At 72.4% G+C, this 17,225-nt stretch carries 16 protein-coding genes and 1 riboswitch; of the genes, 6 read left to right on the forward strand and 10 right to left on the reverse strand.

Annotated features, from left to right (window positions below; all coding sequences use genetic code 11):
• Positions 1-96: 96 nt before the first annotated feature.
• The 3 genes from ACN28A_RS05755 to ACN28A_RS05765 form a co-directional block, all read right to left on the reverse strand.
• Positions 97-1,047 carry an SMP-30/gluconolactonase/LRE family protein gene (locus ACN28A_RS05755; RefSeq protein WP_421393114.1) on the reverse strand — a complete coding sequence of 317 codons (951 nt, stop codon included), beginning with the start codon at positions 1,045-1,047 and terminating at the stop codon, positions 97-99.
• Positions 1,048-1,239: 192 nt separating this feature from the next.
• Positions 1,240-1,974, reverse strand: coding sequence for a response regulator (locus ACN28A_RS05760; protein WP_421393115.1), 735 nt, complete (start codon positions 1,972-1,974; stop codon positions 1,240-1,242).
• 116 nt (positions 1,975-2,090) lie between these two features.
• Positions 2,091-3,596 (reverse strand): sensor histidine kinase, encoded by a 1,506-nt coding sequence (locus ACN28A_RS05765; protein WP_421393116.1) that lies wholly within the window; start codon positions 3,594-3,596, stop codon positions 2,091-2,093.
• 128 nt (positions 3,597-3,724) lie between these two features.
• Between ACN28A_RS05765 and ACN28A_RS05770 the strand changes: the two genes are divergently transcribed.
• From ACN28A_RS05770 to ACN28A_RS05780, 3 genes are read left to right on the forward strand one after another with little or no spacing between them, the layout of a single operon-like run.
• Entirely contained in the window at positions 3,725-4,474 is a 750-nt protein-coding gene (locus ACN28A_RS05770) for a PH domain-containing protein (protein ID WP_421393118.1), read from the forward strand.
• The gene (locus ACN28A_RS05775) at positions 4,471-6,285 is read left to right on the forward strand and encodes a PH domain-containing protein (RefSeq protein WP_421393121.1); all 1,815 of its coding nucleotides are present in this window, start codon (positions 4,471-4,473) and stop codon (positions 6,283-6,285) included. Before ACN28A_RS05770 ends, ACN28A_RS05775 begins: the two co-directional genes overlap by 4 nt.
• Positions 6,267-6,935: a DUF998 domain-containing protein gene (locus ACN28A_RS05780; protein WP_421393124.1), complete on the forward strand. Its 669-nt coding sequence runs from the start codon at positions 6,267-6,269 to the stop codon at positions 6,933-6,935. The genes ACN28A_RS05775 and ACN28A_RS05780 overlap by 19 nt, the downstream gene beginning before the upstream one ends.
• 186 nt (positions 6,936-7,121) lie before the next feature.
• Here the strand turns inward: ACN28A_RS05780 and ACN28A_RS05785 are convergent, their stop codons facing one another.
• Positions 7,122-7,685, reverse strand: coding sequence for a dihydrofolate reductase family protein (locus ACN28A_RS05785; RefSeq protein ID WP_421393127.1), 564 nt, complete (start codon positions 7,683-7,685; stop codon positions 7,122-7,124).
• A gap of 224 nt (positions 7,686-7,909) precedes the next feature.
• Here ACN28A_RS05785 and ACN28A_RS05790 point away from each other — a divergent pair, with 224 nt between their 5' ends.
• Entirely contained in the window at positions 7,910-9,421 is a 1,512-nt protein-coding gene (locus ACN28A_RS05790; RefSeq protein WP_421393129.1) for an NCS1 family nucleobase:cation symporter-1, read from the forward strand.
• An 88-nt stretch (positions 9,422-9,509) separates the two neighbouring features.
• On the opposite strand, the gene ACN28A_RS05795 is transcribed toward ACN28A_RS05790, so the two are convergent.
• A complete protein-coding gene (locus ACN28A_RS05795; RefSeq protein ID WP_421393132.1) occupies positions 9,510-9,986 on the reverse strand; it encodes a GNAT family N-acetyltransferase in 477 nt (158 codons plus the stop codon).
• Between the two features lie 328 nt (positions 9,987-10,314).
• On the opposite strand from ACN28A_RS05795, the gene ACN28A_RS05800 reads away from it, so the two are divergent.
• Complete coding sequence (locus tag ACN28A_RS05800) at positions 10,315-11,319, forward strand: M20/M25/M40 family metallo-hydrolase (RefSeq protein ID WP_421393134.1); 1,005 nt, start codon at positions 10,315-10,317, stop codon at positions 11,317-11,319.
• 279 nt (positions 11,320-11,598) lie between these two features.
• Here ACN28A_RS05800 and ACN28A_RS05805 read toward each other — a convergent pair whose 3' ends face one another.
• From ACN28A_RS05805 to ACN28A_RS05820, 4 genes are all read right to left on the reverse strand, one after another.
• Positions 11,599-12,195 (reverse strand): hypothetical protein, encoded by a 597-nt coding sequence (locus ACN28A_RS05805; protein WP_421393137.1) that lies wholly within the window; start codon positions 12,193-12,195, stop codon positions 11,599-11,601.
• Positions 12,185-12,619: a MarR family winged helix-turn-helix transcriptional regulator gene (locus tag ACN28A_RS05810; RefSeq protein ID WP_421393139.1), complete on the reverse strand. Its 435-nt coding sequence runs from the start codon at positions 12,617-12,619 to the stop codon at positions 12,185-12,187. The genes ACN28A_RS05805 and ACN28A_RS05810 overlap by 11 nt, the downstream gene beginning before the upstream one ends.
• Before the next feature lie 75 nt (positions 12,620-12,694).
• Positions 12,695-13,225, reverse strand: a complete 531-nt coding sequence (locus ACN28A_RS05815) for an O-acetyl-ADP-ribose deacetylase (RefSeq protein ID WP_421393141.1) — start codon at positions 13,223-13,225, stop codon at positions 12,695-12,697.
• A 119-nt stretch (positions 13,226-13,344) separates the two neighbouring features.
• Positions 13,345-14,361 carry a coiled-coil domain-containing protein gene (locus tag ACN28A_RS05820; RefSeq protein ID WP_421393144.1) on the reverse strand — a complete coding sequence of 339 codons (1,017 nt, stop codon included), beginning with the start codon at positions 14,359-14,361 and terminating at the stop codon, positions 13,345-13,347.
• A gap of 3 nt (positions 14,362-14,364) precedes the next feature.
• A riboswitch (cyclic di-AMP (ydaO/yuaA leader) is annotated at positions 14,365-14,498 on the reverse strand.
• 683 nt (positions 14,499-15,181) lie between these two features.
• On the opposite strand from ACN28A_RS05820, the gene ACN28A_RS05825 reads away from it, so the two are divergent.
• Positions 15,182-15,895, forward strand: a complete 714-nt coding sequence (locus ACN28A_RS05825; protein ID WP_421393147.1) for a polysaccharide deacetylase family protein — start codon at positions 15,182-15,184, stop codon at positions 15,893-15,895.
• 98 nt (positions 15,896-15,993) lie between these two features.
• On the opposite strand, the gene ACN28A_RS05830 is transcribed toward ACN28A_RS05825, so the two are convergent.
• Entirely contained in the window at positions 15,994-17,109 is a 1,116-nt protein-coding gene (locus ACN28A_RS05830; protein WP_421404167.1) for a glycosyltransferase family 2 protein, read from the reverse strand.
• Positions 17,110-17,225 lie beyond the last annotated feature (116 nt).

The raw sequence follows: 17,225 nt of genomic DNA on the forward strand, positions 1-17,225 counted from the left end.
CCCGTACCGGGCCGCCGACCGAGAGCCGGCGGCCGAACGCTGCCGGCGGGCGGGAGGCACGCCGGCAGCGCACCGACATTCCGGTACGGCCGGCCGCTACGGCTTGCTGATCGCCACGGCGGTGTACGGGGTCTCCGGCGTCGGCGGGGTGCTGAACCGCGCGTTCGGCAGGTAGAGCCGGTTGCCGTACGAGGCGACAGTGGTCGGGACGTCGAACCGGGGGTCGGTCAGCCGCTCGACGATCCGGCCCGAGCGGCCGTCCCGGGAGAGTCGCAGTACGGCCACCGTGTTGAGCCGGTTGAGCACCGCGTAGAGCGTCCGGCCCTCCAGCAGCAGCCCGTCGCCGTTGGTGAGCAGCTCCCCGCCGAGGTCCACCTGCCGGGTCACCCCTGACCGGGGGTCCACCCGGAACAGCAGGCCGGTGTTGGACTGCACCACCAGCAGCGCCCGGCCGTCCGGCGTCCGGCAGATGCCGTTGGCGTTGATGCCGGCGGCGTAGCTGATGTCCCCGGTCAGCGGCAGCCCGCGTACGTCGTCGGCACCGGCACCCGGTCCGGTCGGTACGACGTACAGCACCGGGTTCGACGAGTCGGTGAAGTACGCCGAGTGCCGGGTCAGCACCACGTCGTTGACGAAGGTCGAGTCGACGGTGAAGTACAGGTTCGCCAGCACCTGGCCGTTCCGGGCGTCGACGATCCGGCCGAGGCCGGACCCGCCGCCGGCGACGAACAGCCGACCCCGGCCGTCCAGCTTCAACCCGATCGACGGCAGGTCGGGACCCGGTCTCCCGCCGAGCACCCGGCCCTCGCCGGTGACCAGGTCGACCCGGTAGATCGCCCCGTCGTAGCGGGAGCCGAAGTACGCGAACGGCAGCGCGCCGATCGCGATCCCCTCCGGCATCCAGCCGTCGGGCAGGTCGACGGTGTCCGGGAACCACTTCCGGGAACGTACGCCGGGGGCGTGCGCGCTCGCCCTCTCCGCGGTGCCGACCGCGGCGGCGACGCCGAGCGCGGCGACGCCGGTCAGGACACTACGTCGTCGGATCATGAGGTGATCTCCATCCGTACTCCTGTGCGCAGGACAGTGTGCCAGTGCCGGGCGGCACTGCTCCGGCGGAAGACACGCACGGACGGATCGACAGGTTCAACTGTCACCAGGATCGACCGACTGCCGGGACGACGCCAGGGGCGGGACGGCGCGGGCGGGACGACGCGGGGCGCGCGACGGCGCGGGGCGGGGTTATTCGTCGCGTGCGTCGTGGGCGAGCAGCGCGAGCTGGATCCGGTTGTCCAGGTCGAGCTTGGCCAGCGCGCTGGAGACGTACGCCTTGACGGTGCCGACCGAGAGGAACAGCCGGTCGGCGATCTCGCCGTTCGACAGGCCCTCCGCCACCGCGACGGCGACCGCCCGTTCCCGCTCGGAGAGCAACCCGAACCGATCCCGGGCCCGTTGCCGGCGCTGGTCCGGGTCACGCTGGCCGGGGCGGCGGTCCGGCGCGACGCCCGCGACGTGGTCGATCAGGGTACGGGCGACCGTCGGGGAGAGCACCGGCTCACCGGCGGCCGCCCGGCGGACGGCGTCGACGATCTGCTCCGGCGGGGTGTGCTTGACCAGGAACCCCGCCGCACCGTTGCGGAGCGCGTCGAGGATCGTCGCGTCGGCGTCGAAGGTGGTCAGCACGATGACCTCCGGACGCTGCCCGGAGCGGGCGGTGATCGCCCGGGTCGCCGCGATCCCGTCCAGCAAGGGCATCCGGACGTCCATCAGCACCACGTCCGGACGCAGCCGGGTCACCGCGTCGGCGACGTCGGCACCGTCCGCCGCCTCGCCGACGACCTCGATGTCGGGTGCCCCGCCGAGCATCAGCCGCAGGCCGGTCCGGACCAGCGCGTCGTCGTCGACCAGGAGTACCCGGATGGCCGGCCCGGCACCCGTGGCGGCCGGCTGCCGGCCCGCCGCCTCGCCCGACGTCATGCGTCACCCGAAGTCATGTGCCATCCGAAGTGATGTGCCACCCGGGCTCATGCGTCGTCCGAAGGTCACCTGCCACCCGGACTCATGCGTCACCCGAAGTCTCGCGTCGGCCGGAGTCATGCCGGCCAGGGTAGCCGGGTGCGTAGTCGGAACGTCCCGCCGACCACGCCGTGCTCGATGGTGCCGCCGTCCAGGGCCAGCCGCTCGGCGAGCCCGGTCAGCCCGGCGCCCGCCCCGGGCAGGTCGACGGCCACCTGCGCACTGGACTCCGTCGGCCGTCCGCCGGCACCCGGCGCAGACAGCGCCGACGGCGCCGACAGCGGCGGTGACGACAGCGGCGGTGACGGCAGCGGCGGTGACGGCAGCGGATTGGTGATCGTCGCGACGATGCCGGTGCCGGGCTCGATCTCCACCCGTACCGTCACCTCGGTCTGGCCGGCGTGTTTCCGGGCGTTCGTCAGCCCCTCCTGGACGGTCCGGTAGACCGTACGCTGCATCGCGGGCCGCAGCGACTCGGCCGCACCGGGTGCACAGACCATCTCGAACGCCACCCGCTGACCGGCCACCTGTGCCTCCTGGACCAGCCGGAAGATGTCGGCCAGCCTCGGCTGCGGCGCCGACCGGTCCGACACCCACTGATCGGCCGTAGCAACTTCCTGATCGGCCGTGCCGACTTCCGGGTCCGGCTGTTCGAAGCCGTGCCGGTCCCCCCGCTTCCGCTGCTCGACGCCGTTCCCGACGCCGTTCCGGTCCCCCCGCTCCGGCCGGAGTACGGCGAGCACGTCGCCCAGCTCGACGAGCGCCTGTCGGGCGTTGTCCCGGATCACCTTGATCGCCCCGCCGACCTCCGCCGCACCCAACGGCGCCCCGGCACCGGCGTCGGCCTGCGCGGTCCGGTACGCCAACGCGCCCGCATGCACCGAGATCAGTGAGATCCGGTGCGCCAGTACGTCGTGCATCTCCCGGGCGATCCGCTCCCGCTCCGCCCGGCGCGCTCCGGCCAGCCGTTGCCGATGCTCTTCGCGTGCCCGGTCGACCTCGCGACGCAGGTTGGCGATGAGCTGCCGTCGGGCCCGGACCGCGATCCCCCAGCCGAGCGGCACCAGGTACATCAGCAGGATCAGCGTGAGATACGCCCACCGGGTCACGCCGGGCGGTGGATTCTGGTAGCCGAACAACAGCGAGGGCACCACGTGCAGCGCGGTGACCAGGGTCGCCGGCAGCCAGTTGCGGTGCACCGCGACGTTGAGGACCACTACCAGGGCCGCGCCGAGCCCGGTCGCCGCCAGCATCAGCACCGTCACCATCGCGACGCCGAGGAGGATCGGAAAGCGCCGCCGCCACCACAGGGCCAGGCAGCCGACCGCACCGACCCAGGGGTCGATCGTGACCATCCAGCCGGGGATCGAGTCGACGTAGTACAGCGGCGCGCTGCGCCAGGTCCACGCCCAGAAGAACACCGCCAGGCCGAACAGCAGGGAGTCCACGACCCAGTCCCGGGACGTGCGTCGGGGTCGAGGTCGGGGCCGGGGTGCACCGTCCGGATCGTCGACGGCGGCGGTCTCCGGTGGCGCGGCGGTGCGGCCTCGGCCGGGCCACCGGACGCGTCGGGCCAGCTCCATGCGCCGAGACTACAAACGGTTGGCCCGTCGCCGGGCTGGTCGACCGGCCAACAGCGCTGGCCAGCCGACCAGAACCGATGGCCGGTCGGCAGCGGCGCCCGGCCGGCTCCGTGCCGCAACGTCCAGGGATGGGACCGCAGCAGCCGTACACCGGTCGACCGCCGACCGCCCCGGAACCGGACTCGGAGCACCGAGGCCCCGCAGACGGCCCGATCGCCCTCGACCGTCCGATCATTCCGACGGCGGCGACCGGCGGCCCGGCCGCCGCACCGTCGCGGCCGGTGAAGGCCGCCGGATCAGGCCCGCAGGTGCTGGCCGGGTCAGACCCGCAGGTGCTGGCCGGGCCAGGCCCGCAGGTGCTGGCCGGGCCAGGCCCGGGGGGATCGGCGGGGTCGCTGGGACTGCGCCCGCTCCGGCACCGGGTCGATCGCCGGGCGATCGGCTGGTGGAGCGCCCGGGTGATCGTCGGCGTCGCGCCGCTTGTCGCGGCCCTGTCCGTCGGGTACGTCATGTTGCCCGCCACCCGGAGCTGGCTCGGGCCGATCCTGCTGGTGGCGGTACCGACCTGGCTCGCGTACCTCGTCGTGGTGCCATCCTGGCGGTATGCCGTACACGGTTGGGAGGTCACCCCGGATGCCGTGTACGCCGTGTCGGGGTGGTTCGTCCGGGAGTGGCGGGCCGCTCCGATCTCCCGGATCCAGACCGTCGACACGGTCCGGGGACCGCTGGAACAACTCTTCGGACTGGCCACGGTGACCGTGACGACGGCCTCGGCGAGCGGCCCGGTCGTACTCGTGGGGCTCGACGCGGACCTCGCCGCCCGGACCGCCGGCCGGCTCACCGAGATCGTCCGACAGACCGCCGGGGACGCGACGTGACCCCGGCACCCGACACGGCCCGGCACGTGACCCCGGGAACCGAGACGGCCCGCGGCTCGGACGCGGCACCCGAGACGGCCCGTGGCTCGGGCCCGGCACCCGAGATTCCGTGGCGGCGGCTGGACGGTCGGATCGTCTGGGTCGACGGGCTCTACGCGCTGCTGTCGCTCGTACCCGCCGGTCTGGCACTGCTCGTCGCCGACGAGCCGCGGGCCGCAACCCTGTTCCCGGTGCTCGCGGTGGCCGTGGGTGGAGTTCTCGGCGCGGCCCGGGATACGCTGCGCTGGGTCAAGACCCGCTACCGGCTCACCGAGGAGCTGGTGGAGCTTCGCACCGGCCTGCTGGTCCGCCGGTACCGGACGCTGCGGCGGGAGCGGATCCGCACCGTCAGTACGACCGCGCGGCTGCGGCACCGGCTCGCCGGGCTGCGGGTGCTCACCGTCGGGGTCGGCCAACCCGGCGCCGCCGGGTACGAGGCGTTGCAGCTCGACGCGGTCACCCGGACCGTGGCCGAGGGACTCCGCCGGGAGCTGCTGGCCGGCTCGCCGAACGCGGTGCCGGTCGGTGCTGGGGCGGATGCCGGCGACGAGTCGCCCGGTGAGCAGCTCTTCGCCCGAATCCGCTGGTCGTGGCTCTGCTACAACGTGTTCAGCGTCTGGGCGCTGGTAACGGCGGCCGGTCTGCTCTGGGGCGGCTACTGGCTGACGCGGTCGTTCGGGTTCGACGCGGCCGGGTTCGTCTCCGGGCTGCTCGACTGGCAGGCCCTCGGTCCGTGGCGTACCGGCGTGATCGCGTTCGTCGGCGTCGGCGCACTCGGGGTGCTGGGCATGGCGGTCGCCTTCGTCGCCGAGAACTGGGCCTTCCGGCTGGTCCGCGTCGACACCCCGACCGGCGCCGTGCTGCGTACGTCGCAGGGCCTGTTCCGGACCAGGGAGGTGAACCGGGACGTCGGTCGGCTGCGCGGGGTGGAGATCACCGAGCCGCTGCTCTGGCGCTGGATGGGCATGGCGGACACCAACGTCATCTCCACCGGGCTGACGATCTGGAGCATGACGCCCGCCACCACGATCCTGCCGCGCGGCCCGGTGGGTGTGGCCCGGAGGGTGGCCGCCCGGGTGCTGGACCTCGACGCCGGGGTGAACCCGTTCGCCGTGCCGCTGCGCCGGCATCCGCCGGCCGCGCTGCGCCGCCGGCTCGGCTGGGCGGTACTGGTCACGCTCGCCGTCACCGGGCTGCTGGCCTGGCTGGGCGGGACCGCGCAGGCGCTACCTGTCTGGTCGGGCGGGGCCGGACAGGCGCTGCTTGGCTGGTCGGGCGGGGCCGGACAGGCGCTGCCGGCCTGGGTGTGGCTGGTAGGCGCGGGACTGCTGCCGGTGGCGCTGGGTGCGGCGGTGGTGGCGTGGCGGGCGCTCGGGCACGGGATCGTCGGCGACCACCTGGTGGTCCGGTCCGGGTTGGTCAGCCGGAGCACGGTGGCGCTGTCCCGGCCGGCGGTGATCGGCTGGCGGCTGCGCCAGTCGCTGCCGCAACGACGCCTCGGCCTGGCCACCCTGGTCGCGACCACGGCAGCCGGGCACGGCCGGTACGCGGCGGTGGACGTGTCCGCCCGGACCGTGGTCGGCTTCGCCGAGCAGGTGGTACCCGGCCTGCTCACCCCGCTGGTCGGCGACGCACCCGCCGATCCGCTGCCCGACGCACCCGCCGATCCGCTGCCCGAGGCACCCGCCGATCCGCTGCCCGACGCACCCGCCGATCCGCTGCCCGGCTCGGACGCATCAGCTCTGGAGGAGACATGTCACCGCCTCGGCTGACCCGAGTACTGCTCTGGTGTGGGGTCGTCGGACCGCCGCTGTTCGTCCTGGTGTTCCTGGTCGACGGTGCCACCCGGGCCGGCTACGACCCGACGTACCACCCGGTGAGCGCACTGAGCCTCGGCCCGCGCGGCTGGATCCAGATCACCAATTTCGTACTGGCCGGCCTGCTGGTGCTCGGCTTCGCCGTCGGGCTGCGCCGCGCCCTGCGTCCGGGCCGGGCCGACCTCTGGGCGCCACTGGCGGTTGGCGTGTTCGGGCTCGGGCTGCTGCTCTCCGGCGTCTTCGTGATGGACCCGGCCCACGGCTATCCGCCCGGTGCACCGCTGGACGGCATCGCCACCAGTCTGCCGGGCGTACTGCACGACAACTTCGGCATCGTGGTGTTCGGGTCGCTGCCGGTCGCCTGCTTCGTGCTGGCCCGCCGCTCCGCCGGCCGTCCGACCGGTCGTGCCTGGGTCGGGTACGACCTGCTGACCGGGCTCGCCGGCCTGGCTCTGTTCGTCATCTTCGGTACGGCGTGGGAGACCGACCACCCCTCGGCCGGCCTGATCCAACGAGCGTTGATCGCCGTCGACTGGACCTGGATCACGGTCCTCGCCCTCCGGCTGCTCGCCGAGACCGATCGTCGCACCGGCACGCTGCGGTGACCCGCGAGCCGTCACGCCTGTTCGTCCTCGTCGTTCCGGTCCAAGTCTGCTGGGGCCGGTCTTCCGGATGCACTCCTCGACGTCGCTACGCAGTCGGACCGACCCGGCGCCTGGTAGGCCGAGCCGACCCGGCGCGTTGCCGGGTCCGGTGACGACGCGGACGGCCGCCACCGGACCGGCATACGGCTACTTCACCGCCGGCCGGTACCGCACGCTGACCTCGGCCGTCGGGTCGTCCGCGCCGATCCGGTGCAGGTAGATCGGGCTGCCGCCGAGGTGCTCGTAGAGCCGGATGCCCTGGCCCAACAGCACCGGCGCGATGTGCAGGTCGATCTCGTCGAGCAGTCCCCGGTGCAGCAGTTGGCGGCCGATGTCCGGCGACAGCACCTCCACGTTCTTACCTTCGGCCGCCGCCAGCGCGATCCGTACCGCCTCGGCCAGGTCGCAGTCGATGAACGTGACACGGTCGGCCGGCTCGGCGTCCTCCGGGTGGTGGGTCAGCACGAAGACCGGCCCGGTGAACGCGCCGCCGTAGATGTTGTCGGCGCCCGGGAACGCGTCCCAGCCGCGCCGGCCGCCGAGTATCGCGCCCGTCGTGCCGACGTACTCGTCGACCAGGCCGGGCTGCGCCGAGATCCCGGTCATCATCCAGCTCATGTCGTGGTCGGGCCCGGCCACGAACCCGTCCAGGGACATGGTGAAGTGCCACAGGACCTTGCCCTCGGCGGTCTGTGGTGTGAAGTCGTTCATGCCGATCTCCTCGCGGTGGTCGCTTCTCGTAACCGTGTAGACGGCAACCACCGCGAAACCTCATCGGTCACCGTCGGGCGGCTGGAGAAGTTCCGCCGGACCGGTCCGGCTCGAAACCAATCATTTACATTCGTAAAACTCCTACCCGAGCCGTCGGACGATAGCGTTCCACCTGCTCCGCAGGGGTCTGTGTCGCCCGACAGGTCGTCGCGTCAGGAGGAGCCGTGTCCACCGAAGCCCGCGCCACCGCACCGCACGATCCGTTGGCCGTCGGCCCGGACCCGCATCCGGACCTGCACAACGACGACCTGGCTCCGCTGCCGGCGGCCCGGCGCCGCTGGGGCTGGTTCGAGATCTTCAACGTCTGGACCAACGACGTGCAGAGCCTCGCCGGCTACACCCTGGCGGCCAGCCTGTTCATCACCGCCGGGATCAACGGCTGGTGGGTCTTCGCGGCGATCGTCCTTGCCGGCCTCTTCGTGAACTATCTGGTCAACCTGACCGGAGAACCCAGCGTCAGGTACGGCATCCCGTACGCGGTGATGGCCCGCAGCGGCATGGGCGTACGCGGTGCCATGTTCCCCGCGCTGGTCCGGGGCATCGTCGCGATCTTCTGGTACGGCGCGCAGACCTACTTCGCCTCCACGGCCGTGGCGCTGGCGTTGAACGCGGTCCTCGGCACCCCGGGCGGCCCGGAGGTGCTCGGCATGACCGGCATCGACTGGATCTCGTACCTGATCGTGGCGGCGATTCAGATCGTGCTCTTCGTCCGGGGTATCTCGTGGATCGAGAAGTTCCTCAACGTCGCCGGACCCGCCGTCTACGTCGTCATGGTGCTGCTGCTGGTGGCCATCTGGGTGCAGGCCGGTGACGACCTGCTGCCCGCCGTCGGCAACATCTTCAGCAACGACGAGGTGCAGGGTTGGAGTGCCGTCACGGCATTCCTCGGCGTCGTCGGCACGACCGTCGCGTACTTCTCGGCCGTCGTCATCAACTTCGGCGACTTCTCCCGGTTCTCTCGGACCCAGCGCGGGATGAGGATCGGCAACTTCACCGGGCTTCCGGTCAGCCTCGCCTTCTTCACCTTCCTGTCGCTGTTCATCACGGCCGGCGCGTACGTCGTCTACCAGGGCGGAGAGGGCGAGCCGCAGACCAACCCGGCCGCCATCGTCGGCCAGGTCGACAACACGGTACTGACCGTGGTCGCCGCCCTGACGTTCCTGGTCGCGACGATCGGCATCAACCTGGTGGCAAACTTCATCCCGCCCGCGTACGACCTGTCGAACCTGTCGCCGCAGCGGATCAGCTTCCGGCGCGGAGGGTATCTGACGGCCGCGTTCGGGTTCGTGATCGGCGCCCTCTGGGTCGCGGTGATCGACCAGATCGGCCTGCCGAAGTTCGTCGACACGCTCGGTGCCGTCCTCGCCCCGCTCTACGGCATCCTGGTCGCCGACTACTACCTGGTGCAGCGCCGGAGGCTGCACGTCCCGGACCTCTACAGCATGGATCCCGTCGGCCGCTACCACTACGTGCGGGGCTGGAACCTGCGGGCGATCTGGGCGTTCCTGGTCGCCGCCGTCTTCTCGGTGGCCGCGGTCTGGGTGCCCTGGCTGGTCGAACTCAGCGGCTTCGCCTGGGTGATCGGCGCGATCATCGGCGCAGTGCTCTACGTCTCGTTGATGCGCTCGGCCCCGTCCACCCCGTCTCGGTCCCAGGCGCCGGCCGGTCAACCGTAGCCGCTCCCGGGCCCGGATCACCCCGCCTGCCGGGACCGCCTGACCGCCCGATCGCCTGACCGCCTGCCAGTTGTCCGGGAAGCGCGGGCTACCCGTCCAACCGGAGGATCGTCTCCGCCACCTCGGCCCGTCGCCCCGGTGCGTACGAGGTCTCGAACCCGACGACCTCGAACCCGGCCTTGCGGAGCACCCGCAGCGAGCCGGCGTTGTCGCTGGCGGCCCGGGCGCGCAGTGGCCGGACGGTGACCAGACCGAGGAAGAGCGACAGCGCCGCGCTGGCGACACCGCGCCCCCACATCGCCCGGTCGACCCAGTAGGTGATCTCGGTTTGGCCGTCGACGACGAAGCTGCCGATGCTGCCGACCAGCGCACCGTTCCAGGTGACGGCCCGGATCGTCACGTCCGCTGAGGTGCGCAGCCGGGCAAGCCGGGCGGCGAAGCCGGCCCGGTCGTCAGGGTCACCGACGGTGAAGGCCGCCATCCGGACCGAGTCCGGGTCACGCGACTGCGCGAACAGCGCGTCGAGATCGGCGTCCCGCACCGGCCGCAGCGCCACTGTCCCCATGTCAGCCCCCTCCGGTCGTCGTCGGTGCGAAACCTAACAGCGCCCACCGACACCGGCCGTCTCCCGGTCGGCACCACTGGCCCGGAAGGACCGCCGAGCACGAGCCGAGGGACCGGAACGACAGACTGCTCCGCCGAGACCGACAGCCGATGCCGAGGTCGAGGTCGAGGTCGAGGTCGAGGTCGAGGTCGAGGTCGAGGTCGAGGTCGAGGTCGAGGTCGAGGTCGAGGTCGACGGCAGGTTGCGGCTGCCCAGGTCGACGGCGGGTTGCGGCGGGCAACCATGATCGCAGGAGACGGTACCGGCGACGACGCCCACGGAGGCATGGATGGTGCTCACCGCCCAGCCAAGGCTGCGTCCCCTGACGCCCGCCGTGGCCGCCCGGTTGGCCACGGTCCGGGCCGGTGTCCAGGAGGGACGGCTGCGCCGGCACGTGGAGCGGTTGGACGCGCCACGCGGTCGCTACCACGCGGCGCCGGAGATGAGCCGGGCCGAGTCGTACGTGGCCGGAGAGCTTGAGCGGGCCGGCTGGCGGGTCCGCCGGCAGGAGTTCACCGGGCCGGGCGGCTCGGCCTCCGGGGTCAACCTGCTCGCCGATCCGCCGGCCGAGGATCCCGTCGACCCGCGCCGGCCGACGGTACTGGTCGGCGCGCACCTGGACACCGTGCCGGGCAGTCCGGGCGCCGACGACAACGCCTCCGGGGTGGCCTGCCTGCTGGAACTCGCCCGGATACTGCCGGAGTTCGGGCTGGCCCGACCCGTCCGGCTGGCCGTCTTCGACCAGGAGGAGACCGGACTGCACGGCTCCCGGGCCCTGGCCGGCGAGCTGGGTACGCTCGGTCGCCCCGCCGCCGTGGTGGTCTTCGAGTGCATCGGGTTCTACTCGGCGCTGCCCGGCTCCCAGGTGCTGCCGTCCGGTGCCGGGCTGCTCTATCCCGGGCAGCGCCGCCGGATCCGGCAGCGTGGCTGGCGTGGCGACTGGACGCTTGTGGCGTACCGGCAGTCGGCGGGGCGGCTGGCCCGGCTCTTCGGCGAGTGCCTGACCCACCTGGCCGGTCCCGGTACGGCGCTGCTGGCCCGGGACGCACTCGACCTCCGCCTCGCCGGCCCGCTGCTGCGCCGGTACGTGCCGGCCACCGAGCACTTCGCCCGCAGCGACCACCAGCCGTTCTGGGACGTCGGCGTGCCCGCGATCCAGGTCACCGACACCGCCGACTTCCGTAACCCGCACTACCACCAGCCCGGCGACACCCCGGAGACCCTGGACTACCACCGGATCGCCGACATCGCCGCCGCCACCGCCGTGAGCCTGGCCCACCTCGGAATCAGGTGACCGGGCCAGGCCGGGCCGTGGGCCGGTGGCTCGGGCTGAACCCGGCTCCCGACGGCACGGTCCCGACCACGAGGTCCGGACGGCACGAGCGGCAGGCGCGGGCTCACGCTCAACAGCACCAGCATGGTGATCCCGGCGAAGGCGATCAGGCCGGACGGTGTGCCGCCCGGTGAGTCGAGCGGCCACGGTACGAACGTGACGTGCGCGACGAGCAACACTAAGCCGGCAACCGCCGCCCGGCGGTGGGTCCGGCACCCGCGCGGCGCTGGACGACCCGCCCTACGACGGTTGTCCGTGCTCGGCGTGCGATCCGTGGTCGCCGACCTGGGCGTCGAACCAGGCGTGCAGGGCGCGCAGCAGCCCTGGCTCAGCCGTCCGGTAGTCCAGCCGTGCCCCGGCGGGCAGTTCGGAATAGTCGATCCGGATCTGGCCGGCGCCGGCCCGCAACTCCGCCAGTCCGGGCATCTGCGCACCGTGGATCCGGGCCGGGTCGGTGAAGTCGCCTCGGCGGAACCGCTCGGCTTCCGCCCGTAGGTGTTCGCGGACGAGATCCACCTGTCGCTGCTGCACCGGCTCGTCCGCCGTGACCGTCTGGTGGCCGCCGTCGGCGGTCGGCGTGAAGCGGTGGGTGGTGCGGTCCAGGTCGAACGGCATGACCTCGCGACCGCGTTCGGCGACCTCCGCCTGCCGTCGGGTGTCGGCGGGACCGGCCTCGTCCCGCCTCGCGTCGAGGACGACGAGCAGGGCGGCGGTCACGGCGACAGTGCCGAGTCCAGCGGTGAGCAGGAGTCGGCGGCGACTCCGCCGGTACGACGGCTCGGGCCGGACCTCGTCCCTGGGCGTCGGGCTGGCAGTCGTCGTGCTGTCAGTGGTCATCGGCGGCCTCCGCCAGTCGTCGCACGGCGGCCAGGATCGCCGGCCGTTCGTCGGGTGGGATCCGGTCGAGCAGCGCGGCGAACCGGGCCTCCCGGGCTGTGGCGAGCCGCTCGGCCGCACGGCGGCCCTGCCCGGTTAGGGTGAGCCAGACGCCCCGGCCGTCGCCGGCCGCATCCGCTCGTTCCACCCAACCACGGCCGGTGAGCTGGCCGACCAGCCGGCTGACCGTGCTCTTCTCCAGCCGCAGCCGGCGGGCCAACTCGACCTGGCGCAGTCCGCCCTCCCGGTCGATCTCGGCGAGGGCGTGCGCCTCGGAGACGGACATCGCCTGACCGCACGGGGTCTGCTCGGGCCGGTGCAGCCCGAACGCCCGGACGAACTGGCTGACGGCGTCCCGCATCTCGCGCGCCTCGTCGGCACTCATGGTTGTACGCTACAACCTATTCGGTGCAAGATACAACCAGTCGAAGACCATCAGTTCGCCGTCACCGGTGCCCTGTCACCCCGTCGAGGCGGACGACCCGCCACTGTGGTCGACGGCTGCCCGGAGCAGGATGGCGGTCTCCTCGTCGAAGGCGACCAGCCGGATCGACTCGACCGCCGACGGCGTGCAGCGGAGCGTCCGCACCGCCGTCTCGGCCGCCCGGTCGGCGGGAAACCCGTAGACCCCGGTGGCGATGGCCGGGAAGGCGACGCTGCGCGCGCCCACCTCGTCGGCGACGGCGAGGCAGCGGCGGTAGCAGGAGGCCAGCACCTCGGCCTCGTCGTGCCCGCCGCCTTCCCAGACCGGACCGACGGTGTGGATGACGTACCGGACGGGCGGGTCGAGGTCGAACGCGGGCGTCGCCACCGCCTCGCCGGGCGGGCAGGGGGCGATCGCCGCACCCGCCTCGGCCAGCCGGGGCCCGGCCGCCCGGTGGATGGCACCGTCCACACCGCCACCACCGAGCAGTGACTCGTTGGCTGCGGTGACGATCGCGTCCACGTGCTGCCGGGTGATGTCGCCCCGGACGACCTCGATGACTGCCATCGGCCGATGATGCCAGCCCGCCGGCCGGCCCGCCGCGAAACGCGACCGGCACGCCGCCCCAACGCGACCGCCCCGCCACCTGTCGGGCAGGGGCGGGGCGGTCGGTTGTCGGGCCGAGGCTAGAGCATCGAGACGTGTACGTGGTCGGTGTGGTCGCTGGGACCGCTGTAGGACCTCCAGCCCTCGCCCGGGAACCAGATCTCCTTGTACCAGATCACGTAGAGGATGCCGAGCCGGTCGGCGTTGCGGATCAGGAACGCGGCCAGGTCGTTGCCGTACTTCATCTGGTCGTCGTTGGCGGCCCGGCTGAACCCGGAGTTGCGCAGCGACCAGTCGCAGGCCCGACCCTTCGGGTGCTCGAACGGCCCACCGGGCCGGAAACAGCCGACGAACCGCTTGAAGCCCGCCCGGCGCACCTCGTTGTACATGTGCAGCGTCCGGGCCGTGATGCAGCCACCGGTGGTCGGGTCGTCCTTGTTGCAGGGCAGTCCCGGGAAACCGTCCGCCATCCCCGGCCCCGGCCGGGCTACCGGCGAGGTGGCCGACACCAGACCCTTGTCCGGCCGCGAGTTGCCGCCCACCAGGGCGAGCGCCTTCTTCGCGTCCGACTGCTCCTTCTTGATGATCTTCTCTTGGGCGGCCTGCTTGGCGACCTCGTCGTCGATCGCCTTCTTGGCCGCGCCGACCTCGTCCTTCGCCTGGTTGAGCGCCCGGAGCTTGCTGTTGTTGAACAGGTTCAGCTCGTTGAGCGCCGACATCCGCTGCATGAAGCCCCCGTCGGAGCCCTCGCTCGAGTTGTTGGACAGCAGCATCGAGATGGCACTGAGCTTGCCGCTGCGGTAGGACTCGGCCGCGATCTCGCTCGCCTCCGGCGCGAGCGCCGCCAGCTTCGCCTCGGCCTGCTTCAGCTCGTTGCCGAGCGCCTGCTGTCGCCGCTGCGACTTGACGCGCTCGGCCTTCGCCTCCGCGAGCCGCTTGCCGGCGCTGGCGAGCACGTCCCCGAGCAGCGGCGAGTCGGCTTCCTCCTGTGGGGCCGGCTTCGGCGCGGCTGACGCCTCGGACGGAACCGCGACCAGAGCTGCGGCGGTGAGCAGTGCCAGGGCAGTCGCCAGCCTTCGGCGTAGGGGTGCCCTCACATGTATCCCTTCCGTCGGCCGCCGACCGGGTTAGCTGACGGGTTCGGGATGGAAGTGGTCCCTACCGCTCTCGCGGATTCACCCCAGGGGAACGTGGGTCCCCGGCTCGCCGTGTGGCGATTAGGCGGCGATCAGCGCCGGCACCACACGGTATCCGGCTATGAACGGCAGACAGCATACCCGGTTTCACTTCCGGAATGGCAATACCCGTTCGCGGCCAAAAGCGTTGCCAGGCAACGACTATCAGTAATCACGGCCCGTCGTACGCATCGAAGGGCATGCTTTGCCCGCCATTATCCACCAACTGCTGTCGGCTATTCACCATCCGCACTGCCAACGTCCTGACGTGCGGAAACATGTCCAGGTTGGTCAGTGGGTGATTCTTCGACCACCGACCGCGCCACGGCCTTGTGCCGAAGAGCACACCGGCGACCGTACCGACCGGGAGCACACCGGCCGTCACCACGCCCCCGTGCCGGGACAGCCCGGAGCCGCGGACTCCGGGTCCGGTACGGCGTGTCGACCTCCCCGGATGCGCTCAGGTCCACCCCGTCACCGTCGGCCGCCGGGCTGGCTGTGGTCCGCCAGGTCGGTCTCGACCGGCAACGGCACGCCGCCGGCCGCCCGGACGTCCTCGGCCGCACCCCGCGGGCCGGCACCGCCGCGCGCCGGCAGGGCGATCCGCGCTCGGTCACGGCCGCCACCGCGCGCTCCCGGGGCCGGACCACCCGTCCGGGTGAGGATGAAGGCGGGCCGCGCGGGTAACCGCGGTCGTGAGGGTGCGGCGGGTTCCGCGATGGTGCGGCGGGTGGAGGAACGAGTGCGCGGACGCGCGGTACCGGCGACGACGACCGTCGGTGCCGCGCTGGCCGCCCAGGTGGTGCCGGCCCTGACGGTACTGCCGGGGATACGGCTGCGGTTCTTCCCCCGGCTGAGCGGACGCGGCTCTCCGGAGCACGTCGCGCTCACCTTCGACGACGGTCCCGATCCGGCTTCCACCCCGCTCTTCGTCGAGACGCTCGCCGCACACCGGACCCGCGCCACGTTCTTCCTGCTCGGGTCGATGCTGGCCCGCGCACCCGAACTCGGCCTGGACCTCGCCGCCGCCGGGCACGAGGTGGCGGTGCACGGTTGGGCCCACCAGAACCTGCTGCTACGCGGCCCGCACGCCACCTACCGGGACCTGGCCCGGACCCGCGAGTTGATCGGCGCGGTGACCGGTCGGGTGCCCCGGTTCTTCCGACCGCCGTACGGGGTACTCAGCGCCGCCGCGCTGGTGGCCGCCCGGCGACTGGACCTGACGCCGGTGCTCTGGACCTGTTGGGGGCGGGACTGGACCCGGACGGCCACCCGCGCCTCGGTACTCGACACGCTTCGCGACGGGCTGGCCGGCGGCGGCACCGTGCTGCTGCACGACTCGGACTGCACCTCCGCACCGGGCGCCTGGCGGGCGAGTCTGGCCGCCCTGCCGTACCTGTTGGAGGAGTGCCTGCGTCGAGGCTGGCAGGTCGGTCCGCTCGGCGAACACGGCTGACGACATCGTCAGGGCCCGACCGACCCGGATGCACCGACCCGGGATGCTCACCGGGCCAGGCCCAGCCGGCTGGGCCCACCCGGCTCAGCCCAGCCGGCTCAGCTAACCCGGTCGGTCAACTCGCCCGGTACCGCCTGGGCGCGCCCGCCGGGTACGGCCCGCGGTGCCGGGGTGGGAGTGCCGGTCACCGGATGCGTCCCGGACCGGGGGTGCCGGACCCGGGTCACCACGCCGAGGTGTGCCCGCCGGGCGGCCTGGAGCGCGCTGAACAGCCCGTACGCCCCGCGACCCACCAGCCGGTGCTTCAGCCCGGCCGTCCCGCCGGGTGGTTGGTAGCCGGCCGGCGGCAGGTGTGCCCGGTACCGGGTGACGATCTCGGCGAAGAACTCCCGGCGGCGCTCCGGCGGCACCCGCCGGGGGTGACCGAGCACCTGCAACAGGTGCCAGATCATCCGCTGGAAGATCAGGTGACGCAGTTCGGCCGAGATCGCCGGCTCGGCGTCGAGTCGGGCCAGCACCCGGTCCCAGTGCACGAAGACCTCGAAGTGCCGATCGCTGGGCGTCGCGGTGATCGCCCCTTCGGGGCGCTGCCGGTAGGCGTAACAGCACCTGTCCAGCAGGGTGATCCGCTCGGCGGCGAACATCAGCGGGAAGCTGAACGAGACGTCCTCGTACCAGCCGGGGTCGAAGGTCAGGCCCAGGTCGAGCAGGAACCGGCGGCGGATCACCTTGTTGCAGGTGATGTGCAGCACCGACAGCAGGGCCGGCCGCTCGCGCAGGGTGAACGCCTCCGGCACCGGCCTGCCGGCACCGACCTGGGCGAGTCCCAGGTGCCGCGTCCCGCCGTTCGGGTAATGCCTGGTGTAAGCGGTGACCAGCAGGTCCGGCCGGGTTCGGGTCAACCGCTCGGCGACGGCGCCGAGACTGCCCCCGGGCAGCCAGTCGTCGCCGTCGACGAACCAGACGTACTCGCCGGTGGCCCGGGACAGGCCGGCGTTGCGGGCCGGCCCGAGACCCTGGTTGTGGTCGAGGGTGACCACCAGCAGCCGGGGGTCGCGGGCGGCGTACCGGGCCAGGATCGCGGCGGAGCCGTCGGTGGATCCGTCGTCCACCGCCACCACCTCGAGGTCCCGGAAGGACGGGTCGAGAATCGAGTCCAGGCATTCGGCCAGGTACTCCCGCACCTGGTAGACCGGGACGATCACGCTGAGCATGGTCACCGTGGGCAACCTCCAGTGGAGGGCGGAGACCGAATCGTAGCGCGGGGTAATCGTCCGGTGAGCGTTCAGTAACTACCGAGTGACCAAATTGTGATTTGTCGCTTTGGCGG

It is taken from the genome of Plantactinospora sp. WMMB782 (assembly GCF_049179135.1).
In the GTDB taxonomy this organism is placed as follows: domain Bacteria; phylum Actinomycetota; class Actinomycetes; order Mycobacteriales; family Micromonosporaceae; genus Plantactinospora.

Excerpts from the sequence above, each read along its gene's own strand:
- ACN28A_RS05810 (WP_421393139.1), bottom strand. The coding sequence starts at position 12,619 with ATGAGTGCCGACGAGGCGCGCGAGATGCGGGACGCCGTCAGCCAGTTC.
- ACN28A_RS05805 (WP_421393137.1), bottom strand. The coding sequence starts at position 12,195 with ATGACCACTGACAGCACGACGACTGCCAGCCCGACGCCCAGGGACGAG.
- ACN28A_RS05800 (WP_421393134.1), top strand. The coding sequence starts at position 10,315 with ATGGTGCTCACCGCCCAGCCAAGGCTGCGTCCCCTGACGCCCGCCGTG.
- ACN28A_RS05785 (WP_421393127.1), bottom strand. The coding sequence starts at position 7,685 with ATGAACGACTTCACACCACAGACCGCCGAGGGCAAGGTCCTGTGGCAC.
- ACN28A_RS05815 (WP_421393141.1), bottom strand. The coding sequence starts at position 13,225 with ATGGCAGTCATCGAGGTCGTCCGGGGCGACATCACCCGGCAGCACGTG.
- ACN28A_RS05795 (WP_421393132.1), bottom strand. The coding sequence starts at position 9,986 with ATGGGGACAGTGGCGCTGCGGCCGGTGCGGGACGCCGATCTCGACGCG.
- ACN28A_RS05755 (WP_421393114.1), bottom strand. The coding sequence starts at position 1,047 with ATGATCCGACGACGTAGTGTCCTGACCGGCGTCGCCGCGCTCGGCGTC.
- ACN28A_RS05830 (WP_421404167.1), bottom strand. The coding sequence starts at position 17,109 with ATGCTCAGCGTGATCGTCCCGGTCTACCAGGTGCGGGAGTACCTGGCC.
- ACN28A_RS05780 (WP_421393124.1), top strand. The coding sequence starts at position 6,267 with ATGTCACCGCCTCGGCTGACCCGAGTACTGCTCTGGTGTGGGGTCGTC.
- ACN28A_RS05765 (WP_421393116.1), bottom strand. The coding sequence starts at position 3,596 with ATGGAGCTGGCCCGACGCGTCCGGTGGCCCGGCCGAGGCCGCACCGCC.
- ACN28A_RS05760 (WP_421393115.1), bottom strand. The coding sequence starts at position 1,974 with ATGACGTCGGGCGAGGCGGCGGGCCGGCAGCCGGCCGCCACGGGTGCC.
- ACN28A_RS05770 (WP_421393118.1), top strand. The coding sequence starts at position 3,725 with ATGGGACCGCAGCAGCCGTACACCGGTCGACCGCCGACCGCCCCGGAA.